General features: G+C 66.1%; 18 protein-coding genes. 8 read left to right on the forward strand and 10 right to left on the reverse strand.

Annotation, left to right across the window (positions count from 1 at the left end):
• Positions 1-10 precede the first annotated feature (10 nt).
• The 5 genes from HZS63_RS00280 to argB form a co-directional block, all read right to left on the reverse strand.
• Positions 11-460 (reverse strand): DUF2147 domain-containing protein, encoded by a 450-nt coding sequence (locus HZS63_RS00280; RefSeq protein ID WP_180682026.1) that lies wholly within the window; start codon positions 458-460, stop codon positions 11-13.
• A gap of 22 nt (positions 461-482) precedes the next feature.
• Positions 483-2,279 (reverse strand): acyl-CoA dehydrogenase C-terminal domain-containing protein, encoded by a 1,797-nt coding sequence (locus HZS63_RS00285; RefSeq protein ID WP_180682027.1) that lies wholly within the window; start codon positions 2,277-2,279, stop codon positions 483-485.
• Between the two features lie 35 nt (positions 2,280-2,314).
• Positions 2,315-2,959: a TetR/AcrR family transcriptional regulator gene (locus HZS63_RS00290; RefSeq protein ID WP_180682028.1), complete on the reverse strand. Its 645-nt coding sequence runs from the start codon at positions 2,957-2,959 to the stop codon at positions 2,315-2,317.
• 86 nt (positions 2,960-3,045) lie between these two features.
• Positions 3,046-3,618: a nucleoid occlusion factor SlmA gene (gene slmA / locus HZS63_RS00295; protein WP_180682029.1), complete on the reverse strand. Its 573-nt coding sequence runs from the start codon at positions 3,616-3,618 to the stop codon at positions 3,046-3,048.
• 7 nt (positions 3,619-3,625) lie between these two features.
• A complete protein-coding gene (gene argB / locus HZS63_RS00300) occupies positions 3,626-4,528 on the reverse strand; it encodes an acetylglutamate kinase (RefSeq protein ID WP_180682030.1) in 903 nt (300 codons plus the stop codon).
• Positions 4,529-4,634: 106 nt separating this feature from the next.
• On the opposite strand from argB, the gene HZS63_RS00305 reads away from it, so the two are divergent.
• Positions 4,635-6,173: a CYTH and CHAD domain-containing protein gene (locus HZS63_RS00305; protein WP_180682031.1), complete on the forward strand. Its 1,539-nt coding sequence runs from the start codon at positions 4,635-4,637 to the stop codon at positions 6,171-6,173.
• Between the two features lie 15 nt (positions 6,174-6,188).
• On the opposite strand, the gene phnE is transcribed toward HZS63_RS00305, so the two are convergent.
• Genes phnE through HZS63_RS00325 form a run of 4 tightly spaced genes read right to left on the reverse strand, consistent with a single transcriptional unit; the run spans position 6,189 to position 9,619 of the window.
• Complete coding sequence (gene phnE, locus HZS63_RS00310) at positions 6,189-7,040, reverse strand: phosphonate ABC transporter, permease protein PhnE (RefSeq protein ID WP_180682032.1); 852 nt, start codon at positions 7,038-7,040, stop codon at positions 6,189-6,191.
• A 3-nt stretch (positions 7,041-7,043) separates the two neighbouring features.
• Positions 7,044-7,895 (reverse strand): PhnE/PtxC family ABC transporter permease, encoded by an 852-nt coding sequence (locus HZS63_RS00315; RefSeq protein WP_180682033.1) that lies wholly within the window; start codon positions 7,893-7,895, stop codon positions 7,044-7,046.
• Positions 7,892-8,722 (reverse strand): phosphonate ABC transporter ATP-binding protein, encoded by an 831-nt coding sequence (locus HZS63_RS00320; protein ID WP_180682034.1) that lies wholly within the window; start codon positions 8,720-8,722, stop codon positions 7,892-7,894. Before HZS63_RS00320 ends, HZS63_RS00315 begins: the two co-directional genes overlap by 4 nt.
• Before the next feature lie 18 nt (positions 8,723-8,740).
• The gene (locus HZS63_RS00325; protein WP_180682035.1) at positions 8,741-9,619 is read right to left on the reverse strand and encodes a putative selenate ABC transporter substrate-binding protein; all 879 of its coding nucleotides are present in this window, start codon (positions 9,617-9,619) and stop codon (positions 8,741-8,743) included.
• Positions 9,620-9,894: 275 nt separating this feature from the next.
• On the opposite strand from HZS63_RS00325, the gene senB reads away from it, so the two are divergent.
• Positions 9,895-10,920, forward strand: a complete 1,026-nt coding sequence (gene senB / locus HZS63_RS00330; RefSeq protein ID WP_180682036.1) for a selenoneine biosynthesis selenosugar synthase SenB — start codon at positions 9,895-9,897, stop codon at positions 10,918-10,920.
• 43 nt (positions 10,921-10,963) lie between these two features.
• Positions 10,964-12,040: a selenide, water dikinase SelD gene (selD, locus tag HZS63_RS00335; protein ID WP_180682037.1), complete on the forward strand. Its 1,077-nt coding sequence runs from the start codon at positions 10,964-10,966 to the stop codon at positions 12,038-12,040.
• A gap of 10 nt (positions 12,041-12,050) precedes the next feature.
• Here the strand turns inward: selD and hutC are convergent, their stop codons facing one another.
• The gene (gene hutC, locus HZS63_RS00340) at positions 12,051-12,752 is read right to left on the reverse strand and encodes a histidine utilization transcriptional repressor HutC (RefSeq protein ID WP_180682038.1); all 702 of its coding nucleotides are present in this window, start codon (positions 12,750-12,752) and stop codon (positions 12,051-12,053) included.
• Between the two features lie 126 nt (positions 12,753-12,878).
• Here hutC and HZS63_RS00345 point away from each other — a divergent pair, with 126 nt between their 5' ends.
• Genes HZS63_RS00345 through hutG form a run of 5 tightly spaced genes read left to right on the forward strand, consistent with a single transcriptional unit; the run spans position 12,879 to position 19,662 of the window.
• The gene (locus HZS63_RS00345) at positions 12,879-14,228 is read left to right on the forward strand and encodes a YjiH family protein (protein ID WP_180682039.1); all 1,350 of its coding nucleotides are present in this window, start codon (positions 12,879-12,881) and stop codon (positions 14,226-14,228) included.
• A 34-nt stretch (positions 14,229-14,262) separates the two neighbouring features.
• Positions 14,263-15,963 (forward strand): urocanate hydratase, encoded by a 1,701-nt coding sequence (hutU, locus tag HZS63_RS00350; protein WP_180682040.1) that lies wholly within the window; start codon positions 14,263-14,265, stop codon positions 15,961-15,963.
• On the forward strand, positions 15,963-17,513 hold the full coding sequence (hutH, locus tag HZS63_RS00355; RefSeq protein WP_180682498.1) for a histidine ammonia-lyase: 1,551 nt from the start codon (positions 15,963-15,965) through the stop codon (positions 17,511-17,513). Before hutU ends, hutH begins: the two co-directional genes overlap by 1 nt.
• 2 nt (positions 17,514-17,515) lie before the next feature.
• The gene (hutI, locus tag HZS63_RS00360) at positions 17,516-18,730 is read left to right on the forward strand and encodes an imidazolonepropionase (protein ID WP_180682041.1); all 1,215 of its coding nucleotides are present in this window, start codon (positions 17,516-17,518) and stop codon (positions 18,728-18,730) included.
• On the forward strand, positions 18,727-19,662 hold the full coding sequence (gene hutG, locus HZS63_RS00365; protein WP_343039929.1) for a formimidoylglutamase: 936 nt from the start codon (positions 18,727-18,729) through the stop codon (positions 19,660-19,662). The genes hutI and hutG overlap by 4 nt, the downstream gene beginning before the upstream one ends.
• The last annotated feature ends 97 nt before the right edge of the window (positions 19,663-19,759 follow it).

A 19,759-nucleotide genomic window follows, 5' to 3' on the forward strand; every position in this document is an offset into this window, starting at 1 on the left:
CCCGTGCGGCTTACTGCACGCGCACCCAGGTCTGGGTTCGGCCGAAGGGGCCGATCGAGCCACGCACGTCCAGCTTCTGGCCTCCATCCACGGGCGTGAGGCGCAGGCTGTAGGTTTTGCCGTTTTCCGGGTCGAGGATGCGGCCACCCTCCCACACCGCCTTGCCTTCGACCTGCTTGGCCCCGCGAATGATTTCCAAGCCGATCATGGGCTGGTCTTTGCGGTCATCGGTGCATGCGGTGCAGCGGGCGTTCTGGTCGGCGCCGGCGCGCAGCAGCTTGGTGATGCGCCCGGTGAGCTGGCCTTGCCGCTCTTCGATCACGATTTCGGACTTGACCTCTTGGGTCTTGTCGTCGATGGTGTGCCAGGTACCGACCGGGGTGAGCTGCGCCCAGGCCGCGGCAGAAAGCGCCCAGCCGGCCAGCAGGGTCAGGGCCGTTCTTGTGTGCAATGGGTTCATGTGTCGCTCCTGGCGTGGGGCATCAGGCCAGTGCGGCATCGGTGTCCATCAACACGCGGCAGCCAGCGCGGGCGGTGCGCATCAGCGTCGCCGTCTCGGGAAAGAGCTTGGCGAAGTAGAAGCGCGCGGTCTGCAGCTTGGCGGTGTAAAACGGATCGGTGCTGCCGGCGGCGATCTGCTTGAGTGCCACCGAGACCATACGCGCGAAGAAGTAACCGAACACCAGATGCCCGGCCACCCGCAGGTAATCCACGGCGGCGGCACCCACCTCGTCGGGGTTTTGGAAACCTTTGAAGCCAATCTCGGTGGTGAACTTGGTCATCTGCTCGCCCAGGTAGGCCAGCGGGTTGATGAACTCGGCCATCTTCTCGTTGACGCCCTCTTCCTCGACCAGTGCGGCGACCAGCTTGCCGAATTTCTTGAGCGTGGCGCCGTTGTTGGCCAGCACCTTGCGGCCGAGCAGGTCCAGGCTCTGGATGGTGTTGGTGCCCTCATAGATCATGTTGATGCGGGCATCGCGGACGTACTGCTCCATGCCCCATTCCTTGATGTAGCCGTGGCCACCGAAGACCTGCTGACACAGCACCGTGGCCTCGAAGCCGTTGTCGGTGAGGAAAGCCTTGGCAATGGGGGTGAGCAGCGCGAGCAGCTCTGCACTGTCTTGGCGCACCTGCGCATCGGGATGGTGCAGCTCCTTGTCGAGCAACAGGCCGCAGAAGGTCAGCAGCGCACGGCCACCTTCGGCATAGGCCTTGGCGGTGAGCAGCATCTTGCGCACGTCGGGGTGCACGATGATGGGGTCGGCGGGTTTGTCCTTGGCTTTGGGGCCCGAGAGGGATCGCATCTGGATGCGGTCCTTGGCGTAGGCCAGGGCGTTCTGAAAAGCCACTTCGGTCAGGCCCACCGACTGGTTGCCCACGCCCAGGCGGGCGGCGTTCATCATCACGAACATGGCTTGCAAGCCCTTGTTGGGCTGGCCCACCATCGTACCCACGGCACCATCCAGAATCATTTGCGCCGTGGCGTTGCCATGGATGCCCATTTTGTGCTCCAGACCACCGCAGTAAATGGCGTTGCGCTCGCCCAATGAACCGTCGGCATTGACATGGAACTTGGGGACCAGGAACAAGCTGATGCCCTTGCTGCCCTGGGGTGCATCGGGCAGGCGGGCCAACACCAGGTGGATGATGTTTTCGGCCAGATCGTGCTCACCGGCACTGATGAAGATTTTTTGCCCCGTCAGCTTGTAAGTGCCATCGGGTTGCGGCTCGGCCTTGGTGCGCAGCAGGCCCAAATCGGTGCCGCAGTGGGGCTCGGTCAGGCACATGGTACCGGTCCACTCGCCGCTGGTGAGCTTGGGCAGATAAGTGGCTTTTTGCTCGGGCGAGCCGTGCGCGTGCAGGCATTCGTAAGCCCCGTGGCTGAGGCCGGGATACATGGTCCAGGCCTGGTTGGCGCTGTTGAGCATCTCGTAAAAACACCCGTTCACCACGAAGGGCAAACCTTGACCACCATATTCGGGATCGCAGCTCAAGGCTGGCCAGCCGCCTTGCACGTACTGCTGGTAGGCTTCTTTGAAACCTGTGGGCGCCTTCACCTCGTGGGTGGTCTTGTCCAGCGTGCAACCTTCCTGATCTCCACTGATATTCAGCGGGAAAGCCACTTCGGCGGCGAATTTGCCCCCTTCTTCCAGCACGGCGTTGATGGTCTCGGCATCCACATCGGCGTGGCGCGGGCAGACCTTGAGTTCATCAACGACGTTGAACACTTCGTGCAACACGAAATGCATGTCGCGCAACGGGGGGGTGTAGGTGGGCATGAAAGTCTCCTGTGAAGAGGATGATGAAAAGGGTTTCAGGGAAGGTTGCGCGCCAGGATGTTGTCAAACCCCTGGCGCGCATGCTGCAGCCCCAAAGGGCTGCGCAGGAAACGGGCTTCGTAATGCAGGGCCAAGATCAGCCCATGGATTTCGAAGGCGATCTGGGCGGCGTCGGCATCGGCCTTGAGGTGCTTTTCTTCGATGGCGATCCGAACCGCTCGATGAATGGCCGCCTGCCAGGTGTTGACGGTATCCACCAGCGCATCACGCACGGGGCCTGGGCGATCGTCGAATTCCACCGCGCCACTGATGTAGATGCAACCGGAGTCGATTTCAGCCGAGGTCTGCCGCATCCAGTTGTCGAACAACTTGCGCAGCCGCGGCAGACCGCGAGGCTCCTGGAGGGCGGGGAAGAAAACCTCACGCTCGAACCGTTCATGGTATTCACGCACCACCGAAATCTGCAGTTCCTCGCGCGAGCCGAAATGGGCGAACACACCGGACTTGCTCATCTGCATGACTTCGGCAATGGCCCCAATGCTCAACCCCTCCAGACCCACTTGGGCAGCAAGGGCCAGCGCGGCATCGACGATGGCCGCCTTGGTCTGCTGGCCTTTGTGCGCACCCCGGCCAGGGCCAGTTGCAACGGCGGGAGAGCGACGCGGAATGGCAACAGACATGGCACAAAAAATAAAACGAACGATCGTGCTATTTTAGAGGTCTCGTGTGAGACGTCAACCCAAGCGGATGAGGTTGCGCCTGGGGTTTACCCTAGGTCTTTGGCCATCAAGGGCCAGACCTCTGGCCAGGATTCCGAAGGCGGCCGCTGAAAGCCGCTGCGTGCATAGCGCTGCAGCCGCGCCTGCACAAAAGCCGAAAGCACGGCAGCGAGGGCCGCCGGCTGCGGATGCGCGCCCTCGCGCAGGCGCTGCTTGAGGGCGGATTCGAACTTGTCCCACAGCCGCTGCATGCGGTCCATGAGACGCTGGTGCTCCAGCACCAGCGCATCGCCAGCCATGACGCGGGCCATGCCCGGGTTTTTTTCAGCGAACTGAAACACCAGCGTCACGATCAGCCGGACCTGGGCCCCGGGCAGGGGTTCTCGGTCGGTGACCTGCTGGATCAGGCCGAAGACACTGGTCTCGATGAACTCGATCAGGGCATCGAACATCTGCGCCTTGCTGGCGAAATGGCGGTACAAGGCCGCCTCGCTGACTCCCAACCGGGCGGCCAGTGCCGCGGTGGTGACCCGCTCCCCACCCGGGGTCTGCAACATGTCGGCCAAAGCCTGCAGGATTTGCAGGCGGCGCTCACCGGGCTGGGGCCGCGACATGCCCATGACGCACTCAGTGCGAGCGAATCATGGTGCCAAAGGCCTGGTCGCTCAGGATTTCGAGCAACATGGCGTGGGGAACGCGCCCGTCGATGATGTGCACCGCGTTCACCCCGCTGCGGGCGGCGTCGATGGCGCCGGCCAACTTGGGGATCATGCCGCCGCTGATGGTGCCGTCGGCCATGAGTTCGTCGATCTGCCGCATGGTGAGGGTGGGCAACAGAGCCCCCTGCTTGTCCAGCACGCCGGGGATGTTGGTGAGCATGAGCAGCTTTTCCGCCTGCAACACGGTGGCGAGCTTGGCGGCGACCACGTCGGCGTTGATGTTGTAGCTTTCGTTCTGTTCCCCAAAGCCGATCGGGCTGACCACGGGAATGAACTGGTCTTCCTGCAAAGCCTTGACCACGCTGGGGTCGATGCCGACGATGTCACCCACCTGACCCACGTCGTGCTCCTTGCTCGGATCGGCGGTGTCCACCATGCGCAGCTTGCGCGCATGGATCATGGCACCGTCGCGGCCGGTCAGACCCACGGCCTTGCCCCCGGCGCGGTTGATGAGGCCGACGATGTCCTGCTGCACCTCGCCGGCCAGCACCCACTCGACCACCTCCATGGTTTCGGCATCGGTGACGCGCATGCCCTGAATGAACTGGCCTTGCTTGCCCAGGCGTTTGAGCAAGCCTTCGATCTGCGGGCCGCCCCCATGCACCACCACCGGGTTGATGCCCACCAGCTTGAGCAGCACCACATCCTCGGCAAAGGCGGCCTGCAGCTCGGGGTCGGTCATGGCATTGCCGCCGTACTTGATGACCATCGTCTTGCCATGGAACTTGCGAATGTAGGGCAACGCCTGGGCAAGGATCTCGGCGCGGTCACGAGGCTGGATGTGGGACGTGTCGCGTGGGGTATGGGTCATGGCGGACAAGGTGGGATGTGTTGGAGCGGATTGTGCCGCAAACCGCCCTGCCCCGTCGCTACCGATGAGGCTGGAAAACCCAAGCCAAACCGGGTACAAACACGGCATGGCTCCGAAAAGCATACCCCCCACCCCACTGGTCGCCCCGCAGGAAATCGAACTCAAGTTGCGGGTGCTGGGCCTGGAAACCGAGGAGGCGCTGCATCGGCTGGCGCGCAGTCCGAGCCTGGCCCGCCGCCAGCCTCAGCGCCGCTGGCTGGTCAACCGCTATTACGACACCCCCGACCAGCAACTGCGCCAGCATCGCTGCGCGTTGCGGCTGCGCCAGACGCTGGACAGCCCGTCATCGACCGATGCCACCAGCCGCTCCTGGAAGCAGACCCTGAAAACCGCCGGTCACACCCAGGGTGGTCTGAGCCAACGAGGAGAGTGGGAGGCGGACGTGCCGGAGGGGCAACTGCAACGCGCCGCCCTGCACGGCACCGCCTGGGATGCACTCGACCCTGACGATGCCTGGTTCACCCAACTCCAACCCTGTTTCGAGACACGCTGTGAACGCACCACCTGGCGCGTGCGGCGGCGCGACGCCACGGTGGTGGAAGTGGCCCTGGACGCCGGCACCATCGAGGCAGCTGGCCGCTGCGAGGACTTCCTGGAGTTGGAGCTGGAATTGATTCAGGGCGAACCAGCGGCATTGTTTGCCCTGGCCCGGGAATTGGCTGCCCGCGTTCCCTGCCTGCCTTCAAGCCGCAGCAAGGCCGAGCAGGGGCAAGCACTGGCCGATGGCAGCCTCCATGCCGTGACCAAGGCGAGGCGCTTGATGGCCATCCCCGGTGAACCCATTGGAGGTCTGGCCCAGCGTGCCATGGCCGACATGCTGGAGCAATTCACCCGCAACCTGGAAGCACTGATGTACGACGACGTCCCCGAACTCGTGCACCAGGCCCGCGTCGGCTGGCGGCGCTGGCGCAGCATGGAAAAACTGCTGCGCCCTTGGCTGGGCGCACCGATCGACCACACCCCGTTACAACCCCTGCTCCAGGCTCTGGGCCAGCAGCGCAACCTGGATGTGGCCAGCACCGAAACCCTGCCGGGCTGGGCCGACGCATGGCCTGGGGATGCAGCGGTCTGGGCAGATGGGGCTGCGCGGCTGGAACAGGCCCGCTGCCAGCAGCGCTGCACCGTGCGACGGTGGCTGACCACACCGGCTACCGGTCTGGTGCTGCTACAGCTGGCCGAGACCTTGTGGCACATGACACCCACCAGCGCCGACTTCACGCGGCGCGCAGCCCGGCAACGGCTGGCGCGCTGGCACCGCAAGCTGCACCGGCTGCTGACAGACCAATCCGGTGGCGCCATCGACCTGGCGAGCCTGCATGAGGCCCGCTTGCTGGCCAAGCGATTGCGCTACGGCAGCGAAGCCCTGGCCAGCGCCATGGCACGCAAACACCAGCGTGAAACCGCGCGCTGGCTCGCCGAAGCCACCGAATGGCAAACCCGCATCGGGCAAGCCCGGGACGCCTGGCAAGCCGGGGCTTGCCTCGAGCAGGTCGGAGCCTCGGAAAAACAGGTGTACTTCCTGCGGGGCATTGGAGCCTGCATGGACCGCCATGCCCAGGCCCTGGCGCGGCGCACCCCGTCCTAGACTGGATACGGCGGCTCAGCGCGTCAGCCAGCGCCGGGTCGTGTGGCTGGTGGCATCGACCAACGCCACCATCAGCAGCATGGCGGCCAGCACGGTGGCGGTTTTATCGATCTGGAACAGCCCCATGTGGAAAGCCAACAGTTGACCCAGCCCTCCGGCGCCCACCACCCCGAGAATGGCGGCGGCGCGGATGTTGTTCTCCCAACGGTACAAGGTGTAGCTCAGGAGTTGAGGCAAGACCTGGGGCAGTGTGGCATAGAGAAACACCCGCCCGTTGCCCACGCCCTGGATCCGCAGGGCGTCACCGGGGCCGGAAGGGGCGTTCTCGATCGCTTCGGCAAAGAGCCGCCCCAGCACACCGGTGGTGTGCAAGGCCAGCGCCAGCGTACCGGCAAAAGGCCCCAGACCGGCTGAGATGAGCAGCAGGGCCGCCCACACCAGTTCGGGTATGGAGCGCAGCGCATTGAGCAGCCAGCGGGTGAGGCCCCGCGCCCAGGCGGCATCGCCCGCGTGCAGGCGGCTGCCCGGCAAGGCCAGCGCCAGCCCGCCGACGGCAGCGAGCACCGTGCCCAGCAAGGACATGGCCAGCGTTTCCCACGCGCCCACCGCCACTTTCTGCACGAAAGGCGCCGACAGATCGGGCGGGAAAAACTCGCCCACGAAACGGCCCATGCTGCGCAACGCATCCAGGGACAGGAATTCGGCCCACTGCAGGTCGAGTGACCAGAAACTGGCCACCACCAGCACCAGCACACCCAGGGTGAACCAGCAAGCCTTGCAACGCGCGTCCAACAGAGGCGGCGGCAGGCGGTAAGGTGGATTGGCGGCCTGGGGCCGGGTGGGTAGAGGATTCGGCGGCAGGGTCATGGTTCAGCTCAGGGCCTTTCTCAACCAACCACTCACCCGGTCGGCCAGTGCCACCAGCAGAATGAAGACGATCAGCAGGGTCGCCACCTCGCCGCCGTTGAACATTTTCATGGAATTGTCGAGTTGCTGGCCCAGCCCACCCGCGCCCACAAACCCGAGCACCACCGATGAGCGGATGGCGCATTCCCAGCGGTAGACGGTGTAGCTGGTGAGTTCGGCGGCGTTGGTGGGCAACAGGCCATAGCAGAAAGCCTGCAGGCGGCCACTGCCATTGCGCAGCAGCGTTTCGGTGGCATGGGTTTCGCCGCTTTCCAAAATCTCGCCGTACACCTTGCCCAGCATGCCCCCGTAGGTGAGCGCGATGGCCAGCACACCGGCGGTGGGGCCCAGCCCCACCACGCGAACGAACACCAGCGCCCACACCAGCTCGGGGATGCTGCGCAGCACGATCAGCAGCCAGCGCACCGCCTGCCGCAACCAGAATGGCCCACGCGCCATGCGGCCCGACAGGGCAGAAATGGACAGCACGCGGGTGTTGAGCAGGGTCAGCGGGATGGCCACCAACAACGCCAGGGTGACCCCGGCGGTGGCCATGGCCACGGTGCGCCAGGTTTCACGCACCACCATGGCCATGAATTCGGCGTCGTGGGCCAGCGGCCAGAAACTGCCGATGAAACGGGCCGTCACACGCAGGTTGTCGGGCTCCAGAAACACCCAGGGCCGGAATTCGGTGGCCACCAGCAACGGCCACATCAGCACGGCGGCAGCGCCCATCCAGAACAGCCGACCCAGCCACGCCGGATCCCGCGAGGGAGGTCGACGCAGGGCAGCAACGGAACGCGAGGACAGGCTCATCGGCAATGCATGGTCACGGGGGCGGGCACCGTCGGTGCGGCCACAGGCGGGGGTACGTCGCCGCGCAGTTCGTGCTCGTACTGTTCGTACAGGCGTGCCAGACGCTCGCGCGTGACCTGCGACGACGGCAAGTCGAAAACCACGGCCCCTTCACGCATGCCGACGACGCGCGGAAAGTGGGCGAGCGCCATGTCCACCTGGTGCAACGTAGCCACCAGCGTGACCCCTCGGGTCCGGGCTTCATCGGTGAGGGTCTGCATCGCCTGGCGGGCACGGGCCGGATCCAGGGCCGACAAGGGCTCATCCACGAGCCAGAAGCGGGCCGGTGCGAGCAGCGCCCGCGCCAACCCGACGCGCTGACGCTCGCCCCCCGACAACCGATCGACCCGTTCGAACAGCTTGTCGCCCAGGTCGAAACGGTCCAGGGCCTCGAATGCGGCCGGGATATCGCTCGGATAGAACAGCGAGCGGATGCTGGCCCACAGGCTCATCGCCGGCAGCCGCGCGGCGAGCACCGACGTCACCACCCGCTGGCGCGGCGGCAGCGGCGGCACCTGCGGGGCCAGGAACAAGGTACCGCGCAGGCGCTGCAGAGCGCGACGCGGCAGGCGCCAGGGTTCCTGCCCGTCCAGCCGAAAAAGCCCCTGCCGGGGCGGCAAGCCACAAGCCAGCACCTGCAGCAGGGTGGTCTTGCCGGCCCCGGAGGGGCCGATCACGGCCACCTGCTCGCCCGATGCCACCCGCAGACCAACCCGGCGCAAGGCCGGGGCGGTGCCCACGCGAGCGGCGGGGTGAACCGCCGTCAGGTCTTGCAGTTCGATGTTCAAACGCGCAGACCTTTGGGATCAGAGCAGACCAGCGCTGCGGGCAGCGGCTTCCAGCCCCTTGTAGTTTTCGGGCTGGGTCGGTACGTAGCGCGTGGCGCGGTTCAGGCGCAGGATTTCCGCATGCTCGGGGTTCGCCGGATCGAGCGCCAGCAGGGCATTGCGGATGCGTTGCTGCAGTTCGACCGGCATGTCGGCATGCACCGACCAGTTGTAATTGAAGAACGGGGGCGTGGTGTAGAACACATCGACTTCACGCGTGTCCACCTTGTTTTCCTGGACGAACTTGCGCCAGACCGTGATGTCGAGCGCGGCCGCATCGACCCGGCCGCTGACCACCGAGGCGATGGTGGCGTCGTGGGCGCCGCTGAAGGCCACGCGCCGGAAGTCGCGTTCGGGCTCGATACCGGCTTGCAACAGAAAGCTGCGCGGCATCAGATGGCCCGAGGTGCTGCTGGCCGAGCCGAATGAGACCTGCTTACCCTTCAGGTCGGCCAGGGTCTTGATGCCCGAATCGGTCTTGGCAATGAACACCGACTGGAAACGCGTGTCCTCCTCGCGCTGCGCCAACGGCACGATCTTGCCGCCCGAACGGCGATTGGCCTGCACATGGGTAAACCCCCCGAACCAGACGAGATCGACCCGCTTGTTGACCAGCGCCTCGACTGCGGCGGGGTAGTCGTTGACGGGGTTGAACTCCACCTTCATGCCGAGCTGGCGCTCCAGATACGAGGCCAGCGGCGTGAACTTGCGCACCTGCTCGGTGGCGGCCTCTTCAGGGATGGTGGTGACACGAAGAACGGTCTGCGCCTGCGCCCACCCGCTGACGCCCAGGGCCAGCGCCAGACCGGCCCCGATCAGGGTGCGGCGGCTTGCGGAATGCTTGATGAAAGAAAGCATGAATACTCCGAAAAAGGAAACGGTGGAACTGATGAAGGGAATTCCGGGTGCGATTAAAACGCAAAACGCATGGGCCCTGCGGCGACGGGGCAAGACTTGGCCCCTTGGCTTGGGGATCGCAGTACTTGACCTCGACCACATGCCCCACAAGGGCAGGCTCAATTCGGGGACACTCAATTTGGGAACATCCATCACCTGCAGTGACCCCGCCAGCGCATCGGCATACGCGCGCAGCCACCGCAGGGTGGTCATCAGGTTCGGTCAGAATGTCCGTCATGGCTTTCCAAGCGCCCCCACCCTCCGTGTGCATCGTCACGCCAGCGTTGGCCGACGCGAACAACGGCAACTGGCAGACGGCACGCCGATGGGCGCGCATGCTCGGTTCAGTGTACCGGGTACGTCTGGTGCGTGAGTGGCCGGACAACGAGCGCTTGGCCTCGCAAGACGGCCTGATGCTGGCGTTGCACGCGCGGCGCTCGGCGGCATCGGTGGCGGCATGGGCGCAAAAGCACCCCGATCGACCGCTGGTGCTGACGCTCACCGGCACCGACCTGTACCGCGACATCGCGCACGACCCCCAGGCGCAGCACTCGCTGGCCGTGGCCGACCGCCTGGTCGTGCTGCAGGAAGCCGGGGCCGACCAGCTGCCGCCAGGGCTGCGCGACCGTTGCCGCGTGGTGTTCCAGTCCAGCACCACGCGCCAGGCGCTGCCCAAGACCTCCAGGCATCTGCGGGTGGTGGTGGTCGGCCACCTGCGTGAAGAAAAGTCGCCGCAAACGGTGTTCGACATCGCCCGCCGCCTGCGGCCGCAGGACGGCATCCGGATCGATCACCTGGGCCATGCCCTGGACCCCGCGCTGGGCGAGGAGGCCCAGGCCACGGCCCGGGCCTGCCCGCATTACCGCTGGCTCGGCGGTGTGCCCCATACCCAGGCGCGCGAGCGCATCCAGCGTGCCCATGTGCTGCTGCACCCGAGCCGCATGGAAGGCGGGGCGCATGTGATCATGGAGGCCGTGACCAGCGGCACGGCCGTGCTGGCCTCGAACGTGCCGGGCAATGTGGGCATGCTGGGGTGCGATTACGCCGGCTTTTTCCCCTGGGGCGACGTGACCGCGGCCTGCACCCTGCTGCGCCAGTGCCGCGACAGCCTCGGCGAGCACATCCCCCCACAGCCATCCCTGCTGCGCCATTTGCTTGCACAATGTCGTTCGAGAGCGCCCCTGTTTGCCCCTGCGGCAGAAGCCCGGGCCCTGCAGTCCGTGCTGGCTGAAGCCCTGTGTTGGAAACCCGTGGCGGTGTGAAATTCACTGCCCTCTTGAACGCACCTGTGAACGCCCCAAAACCATGAATGCACCCACTTCCGCTGCCCAGGTCGCCGCGCCCCGCCTGACCAGCCTGTCCCACGGGGGCGGCTGTGGCTGCAAGATCGCCCCGGGTGTGCTGAGCGAAATCCTCAAGGGCACATCCGCGATGCCCATTCCGCCCCAGTTGCTGGTGGGCATCGAGACGGCGGATGACGCCGCCGTCTACCAGCTCAACGACGAGCAGGCGCTGATCGCGACGACCGACTTTTTCATGCCCATCGTGGATGACCCCTTCGATTTCGGCCGCATCGCCGCCACCAACGCCATTAGCGACGTCTACGCCATGGGGGGCACGCCGATCATGGCGCTGGCGCTGGTGGGCATGCCGGTGAGCGTGCTGCCGGTCGAAACCATCCGCCAGATTCTGGAAGGCGGCCAGGCCATCTGCCGCGAGGCGGGCATCCCGATCGCGGGCGGCCACACCATCGACTCGGTGGAGCCCATCTACGGGCTGGTGGCCCTTGGGCTGGTGCACCCCAAGCGGGTCAAGCGCAATGCCGACGCCCGCGTGGGCGATCGCCTGGTGCTGGGCAAGCCGCTGGGGGTGGGGGTGCTGTCGGCCGCGCTCAAAAAAGACGCGCTGAGCCCCGAGGGCTACACGCAAATGATCGCCCACACCACGAAACTCAACACCCCGGGCCCGGAACTGGCTGCGCTGGACGGTGTGCATGCCCTGACCGATGTGACCGGCTTTGGCCTGGCGGGCCATGCGCTGGAAATGGCGCGTGGGGCCAACGCCTGCATCCAGCTCGAGATGGACCGCATCCCCCTGATCGATGGGGTGCGCGAGCTGGCCAGCCGTGGCATGGTAACGGGAGCCTCGGGTCGCAATTGGGCGGCCTATGGCCACGAAGCGGGCTTGGGACATGGCCGGGATGCCATCGATCAGGCGCTGCTGACCGACCCGCAGACCAGCGGCGGCTTGCTCGTGGCCTGTGCCCCCGAGGCGGTGGATGCGGTGCTGGCGGTGTTCCAACGACACGGCTTTGCAGCAGCGGCCGAGATCGGAGAAATCACAGCGGCCAGCGCCGACGGCCGCCGTCTCCTGGTTCGCTGAGTCACACTCGCTAGAAACGCCCGGTGAAGCGGTAGCGCGACGCCGGGTGCCACATCGACGCGAAAGACGCCACCTGGCCCCTGGAATGCGTCTGGCGGTGCAGCACCAGACAGGGGTGTTCCGGGTTCATGCCGAGCAACTCGGCCATCTCCCGCGCCGGAATGCAGGCCTCGATCTCGAAGCTCACCCCTTGCAGCGGCGCCACCCGCATCAGATAAGCGTTGGGCGTTTGGGTGGCAAAGTCCTGCGCCAGGTAGTCGGGCGCCACCTCGGGATTGACGTAGCGGTCTTCCACCTGGATGGGCTGCCCGTTTTCGAAGTGGACCACCACGGAATGGAACAGCGGCGCACCCGGCGACAGGCCGAACCGGCGTGCCAGGGCATGGTTCGCCCGAACCCGCTCCAGCCGGTGCAATTCGCTGCGGTGTCGGTGCCCGCGTGCGGCGATCTCGTCGGCGATGTTGCGGATCTCCACCAGCGTGGACTGGTACTTCTGCTGCGCCACGTACGTCCCTGAGCCCTGCACCCGCTCGACGATCTGCTCGTCGCTGAGCTCACGGATGGCCCGGTTCACCGTCATGCGCGAGACACCGAAGGCCCGCGCCAGCGCTTCCTCGCCCGGAATGGCGTCGCCCTCCTTCCAGACACCGGCGTGGATCTGCGCCAGCACGTGCTCCTTGATCTGCTGATAGGCCGGTATCGAAGCGGACATATACGGGTTTTCACGGAGGGTTTCGACGCTTCATTGTATTGACGTCCAGAAAAGATCCGCTCGATAATGTATATACAATTTTTCAATATTCAATTTGATTTGTATAGATTTTCGAGGAGACCACTCATGAAAGACCAGTCCCCGGAATCGACACCCGTGCGCGGTAGCCGTGCCCTGGACCTCATCAAGCTCCTGCTGTTCAGCGGTGTGGGTGTATTTCTGTTCTTCGCCCAGATCGAACTCGGCGGACGCAGCACCATTCCAGTGGACCATATCAGCAGCTACATCGTGCGTGAACAGCGCCTGTTGGCGGTGGTGTTCATCATGGCGCTCATGGTGTGGGGTGCGGTGCGACCCCTGCAGGATGGCTCCTGGCGGCGCAGCTCCGGTGCTTTGCTGTTCACCACCATCAAATGGGCGGGGCTGGCACTGGCCGTAGTGCACCTCGCCGACTTGACGCCGGACTGGGCCAACCAGCACGACATGCTGCCCTTCCTGTTCGAGCGGCTGGCCTTGTCGGTGGGCGTGCTGATTCCCATCGGTGCGCTGGCGCTGACGTTCTTGCTCGGCTTCGGTCTGCTGGAAATCATCGGTGTACTGTTGCAGCGCGTGATGCGCCCGCTGTTCCGCACGCCGGGGTATTCGGCCCTGGATGCGGTCGCCTCGTTCGTGGGCAGCTACTCCGTGGGCCTGTTGGTCACGAGCAAGATGTACGCGCAGGGCCGCTATTCGGTGCGAGACGCCGCGGTCATCGCCACCGGTTTCTCTACCGTCTCGGCCACCTTCATGGTCGTGGTGGCGCGCACCCTGGGCCTGATGGAGTACTGGACGTTCTATTTCTGGGCCACGCTGCTGGTCACCTTCGCAGTCACCTCCATCACGGCCTACCTGCCCCCGATTTCGCGCCTGCCTCATCAGGATGTAGCCCCCGAAATCGCCAGCGAACGCAACCGCCTCAGTCGCGCGCTGGACGCTGGCATCGCCCGATACACCCACCGCGAACCGCTGCACCGCATGCTGTGGAGCAACCTGCTCGACGGGCTGCGCATGTCGGCCACCGTGGTGGCCAGCATTCTGGCGGTGGGTTTTGCCGGCCTGTGCCTCGCCAAGTTCACACCCGTGTTCGAATGGATCGGTTTGCTGCTCAAGCCAGCCCTGATGCTGGCCGACGTGATGCTGGGCACCACCGGGGCGAGCGCCGCCAGCGGCGCCTTTGCCTCCGGTCTGGCCGAGATGTTCCTGCCCGCCATCCTGCTGAAAGAAGCCGAGTTCGCGGTGCGCGCCTTGGCCGCCATCGTGTCGGTGAGCATGGTGCTGTTCCTGTCGGGCTGCATCCCCTGCATCCTGGCGACCGGTATTCCGCTGCGCGTGTCCCACCTGTTGATCGTCTGGCTGTTGCGCACGGTGCTGAGCATCGTGCTGGGAGCGGCCGTCATTGCAGTGGGTCTGTCCATCGGCTGGCTGCCCACGGCCTGAGAGTCTTTCTCCCCTCTTCCTACCAGGAGTCCCCATGAATACCGGAACCGATCCCCGTACCGATCCATCCCGCGTGATCCGCGCCCCGCGCGGCACCACACTGCATTGCAAGAACTGGCTGACCGAAGCCGCCTACCGGATGATCCAAAACAACCTGGACCCCGAGGTCGCCGAGAACCCGCAATCCCTGGTGGTGTACGGCGGGATCGGCCGCGCGGCACGCGACTGGGCTTGCTTCGACCAGATCCTGGCCACGCTGAAGGAGCTCAACGACGACGAGTCGCTGCTGATCCAGTCGGGCAAGCCGGTGGGGGTGTTCAAGACCCACCCCAACGCCCCGCGCGTGCTGCTGGCGAACTCCAACCTGGTGCCCAAGTGGGCCACCTGGGAGCACTTCAACGAACTCGACCGCAAAGGCCTGTTCATGTATGGCCAGATGACCGCCGGCAGCTGGATCTACATCGGCAGCCAGGGCATTGTGCAGGGCACCTTCGAAACCTTCATGGAAGCCGGCCGCCAGCATTACGGGGGCGACCTGTCGGGCAAGTGGGTCCTGACTGCCGGTCTGGGTGGCATGGGTGGCGCGCAGCCTCTGGCCGCCACACTGGCCGGCGCCTGTTCGCTCAACATCGAGTGCCAGCAGAGCAGGATCGATTTCCGTCTGCGCACGCGCTACGTGGATCAGCAGGCGCGCGACATCGACCATGCCTTGGAGCTCATCAAAAAACACACCACACAGAAAGAGGCGGTGTCGATCGCGTTGCTGGGCAACGCGGCCGAGATATTGCCGGAACTGGTCAGGCGTGCCCGGGCCGGCGGCATGCGCCCGGACATCGTCACCGACCAGACCTCTGCCCACGACCTCATCCATGGCTACCTGCCGGCCGGCTGGACGGTGGCGCAATGGAAGGCGGCGCAGCAAGACCCGTCGCAGCACGCTGCCCTGAAGGAGGCTGCCGCCAAGAGTTGCGCCGTGCACGTGCAAGCCATGCTCGATTTCCACGCCATGGGCGTGCCCACCGTGGACTACGGCAACAACATCCGCCAGGTGGCGTTCGACCAGGGGGTCAAGAACGCCTTCGACTTCCCCGGCTTCGTGCCGGCCTACATCCGCCCGCTGTTCTGCGAAGGCAAGGGGCCGTTCCGTTGGGTCGCCCTTTCTGGCGATCCGCAAGACATCTACAAGACCGACGCCAAGATCAAGGAACTCTTCCCCGACAACCACCACACCCACCGCTGGCTGGACATGGCGCGCGAGCGCATAGCCTTCCAAGGCCTGCCCGCGCGCATCTGCTGGCTGGGCCTGGGCGAGCGCCATGTCGCCGGCCTGGCCTTCAACGAGATGGTGCGCAAAGGCGAGCTCAAGGCGCCCATCGTGATCGGCCGCGACCACCTCGACACCGGCTCGGTGGCCAGCCCCAACCGCGAAACCGAAGGCATGCGCGACGGCACCGACGCCGTCAGCGACTGGCCACTGCTCAACGCCCTGCTCAACACCGCCAGCGGCGCCACCTGGGTCAGCCTGCACCATGGCGGTGGTGTGGGCATGGGCTACTCCCAGCATGCAGGCATGGTCATCGTGGCCGACGGCACCGACGCCGCCGCCGAGCGCCTGGCGCGGGTGCTGGTCAACGACTGCGGATCGGGCGTGATGCGCCACGCGGATGCAGGCTATGAGCTCGCGATCGAAACCGCGAAGAAACAGGGCTTGCACTTGCCGATGTTGCGTGCATGATGACCAACATGACGACACCCTTGCTGCTCCAGCCCGGCCAGATGACCCTGACCGACCTGCGCACCGTCTGGCTCGGCCCGGTGCATGCCACCCTGCCTGCCCAGGCTGGTGAGACCATGGCAGAGTCCAGCGCCGCCATTGAGGCCATCGTGGATCGAGGCAATGCGGCCTACGGCATCAACACCGGCTTTGGCAAACTGGCCAAGACGCGCATCCCGGACGAGCAACTGGAAGCCCTGCAACGCAACCTCATCCTCTCGCACTCGGTGGGGGTCGGCGAGCCCATGCGCGCGGCCACGGTGCGCCTGGTCATGGTCATGAAAGCCGCCAGCCTGGCGCGCGGCTATTCGGGCGTGCGCCCGGTGGTGGTGGACACGCTGCTCGCCGTGCTCAATGCCGGCATCGTGCCGCGCATTCCGGTCAAAGGTTCGGTGGGTGCTTCGGGCGACCTGGCGCCCCTGTCGCACATGACGTTGGCGCTCATGGGTGAAGGCGAAGCCTGGTATCAGGGCCAATGGCAACCGGCGGCCGAAGCCCTGCGCCGCGCGGGAATCGAGCCGCTGACGCTGGCGGCCAAGGAAGGGCTGGCGCTCATCAACGGCACCCAGGTATCGACCGCGCTGGCCCTACACGGCCTGTTCATGGCCGAACGCCTGCTGGAAGCCGGCACCGTCATCGGGGCCCTGTGCGTCGATGCCGCCAAGGGCAGCGATGCACCTTTCGACCCGCGCATCCACGCCGTGCGGGGCCAACCAGGCCAGATCGCCCAAGCAGCCGTGACTCGAGCCCTGCTGCAGGGCAGCCAGATCCGCCTATCCCACCTGGACAACGACGAGCGCGTACAGGACCCCTACAGCCTGCGCTGCCAACCCCAGGTCATGGGTGCCTGCCGCGACCTCATTGTCCAGGCCGCACGCACACTGCTGATCGAGGCCAACGCCGTGACCGACAACCCGCTGGTGTTCACCGACACCGGTGACGTGCTCTCGGGCGGCAACTTCCACGCCGAGCCCGTGGCGTTTGCAGCCGACACGCTGGCCCTGGCCATCAGCGAAATCGGCGCGATTTCGGAGCGGCGCATCGCGCTGTTGATCGACAGCACGCTCTCGGGCCTGCCGCCCTTCCTGGTGGACAACCCGGGGCTGAACAGCGGCTTCATGATCGCCCACGTCACCGCCGCCGCGTTGGCCTCGGAAAACAAGTCCCACGCCCACCCGGCGAGTGTGGACAGCCTGCCCACCAGCGCCAACCAGGAGGACCACGTGAGCATGGCAACCTACGCCGGTCGCCGCCTGGCCGAGATGGCCGACAACACCGCCACCATCCTGGGCATCGAGTGGCTGGCTGCGGCGCAAGGGGTGGACTTCCACCGCCCTCTGCAGACTTCGCCTCGCCTGCAAAAGGCCCAAGCCACCTTGCGTGCGCAAGTGCCGTTTTACGAACGCGACCGCCTCTTCGCTCCCGACATCGAAGCCGCCAAGGCCCTGGTACTGGCCGGGCAGGCCGCGCACGGCAATGCCGATGTGCTGAGTACGCTGTGGACGGGCTGAGCATGCACCAGAAACCGATCCGGCGGCTGTGGCGTCAAGCCCGACTGGCCACCCTCACCGGCACCGATTGGGGCCTGCTGGAACACGGCGCATTGCTCACCGAGGACGAGCGCATCGCCTGGGTAGGCCCCGTGGCCGATCTCCCGTCGGATCTGAGCGTGGACGAAGAACACGATCTGGGCGGCGGCCTGCTCACGCCCGGCCTGGTCGATTGCCACACCCACCTGGTGTATGGCGGGCGCCGGGCCGACGAGGCCGAGCTGCGCCTGAATGGCGTCAGTTACGAGCAGATCGCCCGGGCGGGCGGTGGCATCCGCTCCACGGTGGCGGCCACCCGCGCGGCCAGTGAGGAGGAATTGCTGGCACAGGCCGTGCGCCGTACGCAGGTGCTCAGACAGCAGGGCGTGACCACGCTGGAGGTGAAATCCGGGTATGGGCTGTCGCTGGAGGCCGAGGCGCGCTGCCTGCGCGTGGCGCGGCGCCTGGGGAACGAAACGGGCCTGTCGGTGCGCACCACCTTTCTGGGGGCGCATGCCCTGCCTCCCGAATTCGAGGGCCGGCCGGACGACTACATCGATGCCGTGTGCACCTGGCTGCCCACCCTGCACGCCCAGGGACTGGTGGACGCGGTCGACGCCTTCTGCGAGACCATCGGCTTCACCCCCGCACAAACCCGCCAGGTGTTTGAAGCGGCACGGTCCTTGGGGCTGCCGGTCAAACTCCATGCGGAGCAGTTGTCAGACCAGGGCGGCGCGGCGCTCGCCGCCTCCTTCGGCGCGCTCTCGTGCGACCACCTGGAGCACCTGAGCCCGGAAGGCATTGCCGCCATGAAAGCCGCCGGCACCGTGGCGGTGCTGTTGCCCGGGGCGTTTTACATGCTGCGCGAAACGAAGTTGCCCCCGGTGGCCGCGCTGCGCGAGGCCGGCGTGCCCATGGCTGTGTCCACCGACCACAACCCCGGCACCTCACCCGCGTTGTCGCTGCCGCTCATGGCCCACATGGCCTGCAGCTTCTTCCGCCTCACCCCACTGGAAGCCGTGCGCGGCATCACGGTGCATGCCGCGCGCGCACTGGGTTTGCACGACCGGGGCACCCTCGCCCCCGGCCAGCGCGCCGACCTCGCCCTGTGGGACCTGGAACACCCCAACGAACTCACCTACTGGTTTGGTCACACACCCTGCCGCTGCGTGGTGGTGGGTGGCGAGGAATGCTCATGAGCGGCACCCCCTTCATCTGGCAAGGCCGCATCGACCCCGAGGAAACCGGCCCCTCCACCCGCTGGCACCAACAAATCCGCCCCTGGACGCCCTCCTCTCAAGGCGGGGTCGCCCTGATGGGCTTCGCTTCGGACGAAGGCGTCAGCCGCAACGGTGGCCGCCCAGGCGCCGCCGAAGGGCCCTCTGCGTTGCGCGCCGCTCTGGCCAACCTGCCGGTGATCGATGAGCCCACCCTGTGGGATGCGGGCGACGTGCGCTGTGACCACCACGACCTCGAAGCCGCCCAGTCGGCGTTGGCCGAACGGGTGGCCGACGCCTTGGCCCGGCACAGCTTGCCTTTGGTGCTCGGCGGCGGGCATGAAGTGGCCTGGGGCACCTTCCAGGGCATCGCCCGCGCCCGGCCCTCGAGCGAACGACTGTTGATCGTCAACTTCGACGCCCATTTCGACCTGCGCCAAGCCACTCAAGGCAATTCAGGCACGCCGTTTCGCCAGATTGCCGAGGCCTGCCAAGCCAACGGGCGGTCGTTCGACTACCACGTGCTCGGCATCAGCCCCTACGGCAACACCCAGGCCCTGTTCGACCGGGCCCACGCCCTGGGCGTGCGCTACGCGCTGGACGAATCCCTGCAGACCGAATCGGGCGTGGCCGCCGCGCGCGCCAAGCTGGAACGGGACTTGGCCGCCTGTGACGCGGTGTACCTCACGGTGTGCCTGGACGTGTTGCCCGGTGGCCAGGCCCCCGGCGTCAGCGCGCCATCGTCGCTCGGTGTGCCTTTGGCTACGGTACAGGCGCTGATCGACACGGTGCTGGACAGCCGCAAGGTGGTCGCCGCCGACATCGCCGAACTCAACCCAACTCTGGACCGCGACGGCCTCACCGCCCGGGTGGGCGCTCGGCTGGCCGCTCGTATCGCCCGCTCTGCGTCCTGACGAACGCATGCCACACCCGGGTTGGCGCCGAAATTAGCCCCGCTCGGTAGAATCAAGGGCTTTCCACTTCTCCACAGCCCCTGGATTTACACCAGTC

It is taken from the genome of Tepidicella baoligensis, from assembly GCF_013432195.1.
In the GTDB taxonomy this organism is placed as follows: domain Bacteria; phylum Pseudomonadota; class Gammaproteobacteria; order Burkholderiales; family Burkholderiaceae_C; genus Tepidicella; species Tepidicella baoligensis.